This window comes from Streptomyces sp. NPDC050743, from assembly GCF_044456925.1.
GTDB lineage: Bacteria > Actinomycetota > Actinomycetes > Streptomycetales > Streptomycetaceae > Streptomyces.
The window spans coordinates 1-2,405 of sequence record NZ_JBITGJ010000286.1 but is presented as its reverse complement, the minus strand read 5'-3'; the positions used below and the strand labels follow the sequence as shown (position 1 = coordinate 2,405).

Here is a 2,405-nt window from a genome sequence, read left to right as displayed (position 1 = left end):
GGTTGGAACCCGGACGGTGTCGAGGGCGTAAGACCACCCGAGCCGCCGGCTCCGGCGGCGGCCTGAGCCGTAAATCCCCGCACAGCCCTGGAGGGCGACCGCATCCACTCCCTTCAGGGAGGGGAGCCTTCAAGTATCCGCCGGGCATCGTGTCCAGCCGCAGTCCGGGCCGCCAAGTCGTCGGTCACGTCCTGGGGAGGCTCTCGACGTCGTCCGCCTCGACCTGCCCTGCCCAGCCGGTCAGTTCGCGGCCGAGTGCCCGCCGCTACGCCAGCAGGATGGGGAAGAGCTGGCTGCAGTCGTCGACCAGGGCGAGGGCACGGGCGGGGCACTGTGCACGGGGGGCGCGGGCAGCGGGCCGGGCGCCGTGAGAGCTGCTGGGCACGCAGGGAGTCGGCTTCGGCCTGGGCGCGGCGGGCGTGCTCGTGCTCTCGGGCGGTCGCGGTGATGCAGTACGGGGCCCACCACTGCTTCACGTCGACGCGCGGGCCAGCGAGTTGGGGAGTACCGAGCAGTGTGAAGTGCCGTTTCAGTGCCAGTAGCTGCATGCCGTTTCTCTGACATGGTCGGATCCCCTGGGTCTGCCCTCCGACGTGGTTGACAGCGGCCAAGATTTTTTTCCCCGCGTACGGCCAGCTACCCGTCCCCACTCGCGGCCAGAGACGGTCCCCGCTCTGCCTTTGGGAACACTCAGAGTCACGATGCCGAGCCACAAGGATGGTGCGGCAGCACGTATGGCCGCTGTGCTTTGGTCTGGCGCTGCCTGTCGATTCGACAACCGACGTCCGGCGATGGTGCAGCGGCACGCGACCTGCAAGGATGCCCTCCTTGACCTTCAAGAAGGGACTGCAAGTGCCGTTGCTGTTCTGGATCGGGACGCCCGTCCTCGTCCTGCTGTGGTCCCAGGTGGCGTGGGGTGCCGCGCGCTTTCGCTGGGGTCGCATTCCGCCCTGGCGGATCGTGCGATACCCATTCGAGGATGGGTGTAGCTCCTTTCGAGGGACAGGCTGAGCTGGGCATTTGCCGGTTCGACTCGACTGCTGGTCGTGGAGATCCTTTCGGAACCCAGAGGTCAAGCTTGCGCGCCCCACGAAGATCGACAGCGTGGAGGACGCAGGTCATCGTGCCAGCCGCCCTGGTGGCCGAGTCGATCACTTGAGAGCGCCCCAAACCGCAGTTCACGCAGGTAGGGCCCTCCCTCGAAAGGAGCTACACCCTTCTGAGAAGCAGGACGCCGCCGCGACCTGGAAGAAAACCATCGGGCACCACCCGCTGATCGGCTTTGTCGACCACGGCCGAGGCGGGACCGGCGAGCCGGTCGCGGGCCTGCTGCGACCCGGCAACGCGGGAAGCAACACCGCTGCCGATCACATCACCGCGGCGCAACTCGCGCTGGCTCAGCTGCCCAAACACCATCGACGTGGCCGGCGGACACTCATCCGTACCGACTCCGGTGGTGGCACCCATGAGTTCGTGACCTGGCTCTCCGCCCGCGGCCGGTGGCTGTCGTACTCGTTCGGCATGACCATCACCGACGCCATCCACCAGGCCGTCTTGAAGGTCCCCGTATCCGCGTGGGCACCGGCCGTCGAGCCGGACGGCGAGGTCCGCGACGGCGCCTGGGTGCTTGCCGAAATCGGCGACGACCGATCCCGCTTCGCCGACGCCAAGGCGCTGAAGGCATACGCGGAGGCCGCACCAGTGATGGCGCTCGTTGAAACGAGGACAAGTCCCAGGTCAGGATCCACAACGCGCCCGCCGTACTCGCTGCCCTCCGCGACCTGATCCGCAGCGCGCTCAAGCTCGCCGGCTACGTCAACACCACCGCCGGACGACGAGCCCACACCGAGCGCCCCGCGTCCTCGCCCTCTACGGCATCACATGATCAAACCGGACGATCCAGGCACTCGCCGGGGCCCCGTTGAGCACCCCGCCGAGTTCGTCCACGACGATGTACCCGCTGGCTTCGTACCGCTCCCCGGCCACCCGCCTCTCAGCCATCTGCATGGCGTGGAAACGCGTCAGCGCCACTCTGACCAGATCGGGCAGGGGAAGCCTTCGCATTCGGCGGGAGCTTCTTGATCGGAACGGACAGAACCACTCACTCTCCTTGATGGTGCGCACACTCCACATAGCCTGAGGCGCCGCTGCGTGTCAGCAAAAGGCGCCACGGCCATCAGGGCTGCTCCCACCGCCACGCATAGCCAGATGCAAAGCAGCAGCGAACACCTCAAGGGTCTGCACAATCCCCGGTTTCGGTAACCGGGGATCACCTGCTATGTATCGCCCAGCACAACGACAACCCGCCCCTCAGAAGCTGTTTTCCAAGCGATCACGTGTCTGACCTGGATGTTTGCCGCTTGCGATCTTGAGGTGGTGGTGTGCAAGGTGCCGGAGTTCTCGTC

Annotated in this window: 1 protein-coding gene and 2 pseudogenes; 2 read left to right on the top strand and 1 reads right to left on the bottom strand. The window is 66.6% G+C overall.

Annotated elements, in window-relative coordinates:
• Positions 1-1,218: 1,218 nt before the first annotated feature.
• Positions 1,219-1,626, top strand: a pseudogene (locus ACIBJF_RS53030) (transposase); the annotation flags it as partial.
• Between the two features lie 92 nt (positions 1,627-1,718).
• A pseudogene (locus tag ACIBJF_RS53025) lies at positions 1,719-1,885 on the top strand (ISAs1 family transposase); the annotation flags it as partial.
• On the opposite strand, the gene ACIBJF_RS53020 reads toward ACIBJF_RS53025, so the two are convergent.
• Positions 1,870-2,064 carry a hypothetical protein gene (locus tag ACIBJF_RS53020; protein WP_399185055.1) on the bottom strand — a complete coding sequence of 65 codons (195 nt, stop codon included), beginning with the start codon at positions 2,062-2,064 and terminating at the stop codon, positions 1,870-1,872. The pseudogene ACIBJF_RS53025 and the gene ACIBJF_RS53020 overlap by 16 nt on opposite strands.
• Between the last annotated feature and the right edge of the window lie 341 nt (positions 2,065-2,405).